At 31.6% G+C, this 3,064-nt stretch carries 2 protein-coding genes and 1 pseudogene; all 3 read right to left on the bottom strand.

Features of this window, described 5'->3' with window-relative positions:
• Positions 1–188, bottom strand: a pseudogene (locus ACFIMA_RS09215) (hypothetical protein); the annotation flags it as partial.
• 84 nt (positions 189–272) lie between these two features.
• A complete protein-coding gene (locus ACFIMA_RS09210) occupies positions 273–1,043 on the bottom strand; it encodes a hypothetical protein (protein ID WP_375693765.1) in 771 nt (256 codons plus the stop codon).
• Between the two features lie 1,661 nt (positions 1,044–2,704).
• A partial coding sequence (locus tag ACFIMA_RS09205) for a type ISP restriction/modification enzyme (protein WP_375693421.1) occupies positions 2,705–3,064 on the bottom strand: 360 nt, incomplete at its 5' end.

Here is a 3,064-nt window from a genome sequence, read left to right as displayed (position 1 = left end):
GATTTTACAACACAAGCATTATCATAAACCCAGCAATTGCCATCATGAGAAAGGTTATCTTCCTTTTCAATAAAGCCCCCTAAAGTACCTGCTTTAACATCAGCAAAGTCTTTTAATGCTTTAATGCGATAAAGGGTATGATTATTAATTACACGCGTTTCATTTGTGAGTGCAAACTTCTTTTGCATGAGCACAATTCCTTTATAAAAAGATTTGAATTTTAGAATGAAATGTTTAAAGGGGGGCGCCCCCGCCGCGCCCGCGCGTGTCATTTACGCAGCATCACTTTCATATTCGCTGTCATTATCATCGTCATAATACCCTTCAAAATCAGCATAATACTCATGACGATAATAATCATCTTCGCTACCAAACTCAGGATATGCATCATCACAGATATCTTCATTAGCTGTTAAAGAGGCATTGCTATGAATATATGAAGAACCAGAGATAAGAGCATCACAAATAACGGCATCATCGAAAACACGCGCGTCATCACAAATATAAGCAGAGCCACTTATTTTTGCATTGCCTCCGACATGGGCATCATCACAAATGACAGCATTATCGGAAATATGAGCATGATCAGTGACACGGGCGTTATCATAAATTTGTGCATTGCCTTCAATTACAACGGCGTTGTTAGCATGCGCATTACCAGACAGCTTTGCATTGTCCTTTAATGTCATACCTTCAAAAATAGCATTCCCATAAATTTGAGCATTACCATAGACATCAACAAAAAAGCTTTTTACTTTAGCATTTCCAAAGACGCGTGCATTTTGAAAGACCCGAGCTTTATTATACACCCAGCAATTACCCTCATGAGATAGATTATCTTCCTTTTCAATATACCCCCCTAAATCGCCTTTTTTGACATCATCAAAATCTCTTAAGGCTCTAATTCGAGTTAAGAAATGACCATCGATATATTCACAATCATCAATAAATTCGTATTTTTTTGCAGGCTCTTGTTTATTAACAGACGCAGTTTCATTTGAAATGGAAGAGATAACGGGGGTGTTTTTTGAGATATTTGTCATATTTAAACCTGTATGTTTTTAAAAGTTTTCAATTGACGCGCTATAAAGGCGCCGGGCGCTGAAAACACGGCATACAGTCCGTTGCTATGCTTTTCCCATAAAGGGTATTGTATGGCACAGCTACACCCGACATAAATACATACACTTATAGAGTGTTGCAATAATCGAATTTTATAGAGGAAGTAAACAATTTTGGCTGTTTATCCACTGTATGTTTAGTGTTTTCAATCACTTGAATATTTATATAACAAAATACGTATTTATTGTCAAATAATATTTTATCTTTTTTGATATTTTTTCTTATTTTTTAAATACGTTGTATATTGATAATATCTTATGCTTATTAATTGCTTCTTTTATATTTATGTGCTTTTAAAGCTATATTACGGGCTTTGTGAAACGATTGCGTATTTTCTGAATCTATACATTTATAATATTTTAGAAACGCTCTCATAATGCGTATTTTTATCTTTATAACCTATCTGTTTTTTTACTAAATGAATTTAAATTTTTTTGTGAATTTTGTTTATAAAGGTCTCTAATGTAAACAACCTTAATAAAGCCGCGCTCTTATAACCAATGTGTTCATTTGCATGTGATTATGAAAGCCTGCTTTTTTCACGCGTGCTTTATAGCTGTTATATTCTTTATAGTCATGGCATCATTTTTCAGTTTCATAAGAGAAATGATAAATAGGATAATCGTTATTTATAAACCGTTATGAAAACATCTCAATAGAAACTGATAATTATAGAGATCAGTAAAATCCCTTTTAATAGACCGTGTCAGTCTTGTCAGTGTTGTCAGTTCTTTTAAAGCCTATATTATTTTTTAAAATGAGTAAAAATTAAAAACATTATATTTCAATAGGTTATAATTTTAATGATGCAACCTTTATTAAAATACAACCCATAAATTCAATTCATAATATATATTTGTCAGTTATGTGTCAGTAAATTGAACTGACAAAATAGATTATTTTAGTGAGTGATTAAAACGTGCTTTATGAAAAGCATATGCTCCTTTAAAGCCTTTTCAAAAGATAGTTTGTAACTCATAAGAAGTGCTATCAAGATCATTATAGCTATGAGTTTTGAAGATTTTGAGTATTTTGAGGGTTCCTTTTACGCCCCTTTATATATTATTTTTCAATCAAAAAATAAAAGTTATTATATTTCAATATGTTAATGTTTCAAAGAAACAACCAATATTACACACAACACATAAATACAATCTGTAATATATATAAAAAGGGGTTTTGAAGGTATTTTGAGGGTTTGAGAAACCTTCAAAACCTATAAGTAATATAAGAAAATGAATATACATAACTCTGTTTAAACAAAGCTTTTGAAAAGGATAAAGCTATCATTTTAAATACGGTATAATCTCTTAAAGGCAATCCAAATAAGAGTATCTAAAAGTGCAAATGATTTCTTTTTAGAATAACGCATATAAACACTCCTTTTAAAGATTATAGGTAATCAATTCACAAGATGATACGTTTACAAAATTTACAAAAGTCCATTAAAGGATTTCTGATAACGTAATTCTTTCCTATCTTAGTTATCTCATAACAGATGATAAAATAAACTTTTATTTAAACTAATACATAAGCGGCTTTAATAAGATTAGCATGCCCATTATGTGAGCATGCTTTTAAGTTATTCAGTTTCTCTTAATACCAAATTTGGTAAGTTCTTAACGATTTTCATGGTTTCTAAACTTACGGTAATAACCCTCTGAAATAACTCTAGAGGGTAGGCAGGGTTGCCAACGGTTTCAACAGCATAGCGATTAGCATCATTCACAATACCACTCTTTTTATCAGTCTTAACGCATTGACGCCCCATAACCCATTCAAGAGCAGGCTTGCCATTGACGATATACTCATAAGCTTCAAGAGGGATATCTGTTATTGTGATATTGCTGTTATAAATAACAGTTGATTTATCCTTTTCCTTACTATTCTTAATTTTTGCGAATTTCATTTCAGTTACATAATAGAATTTTTCGGGATTAGA

The sequence above is a fragment of the Bartonella sp. AP88HLJMH genome (assembly GCF_042195605.1).
Classification (GTDB): domain Bacteria; phylum Pseudomonadota; class Alphaproteobacteria; order Rhizobiales; family Rhizobiaceae; genus Bartonella.
This window is presented reverse-complemented; position numbering and strand designations above follow the sequence as displayed.

Excerpts from the sequence above, each read along its gene's own strand:
- ACFIMA_RS09210 (WP_375693765.1), bottom strand. The coding sequence starts at position 1,043 with ATGACAAATATCTCAAAAAACACCCCCGTTATCTCTTCCATTTCAAAT.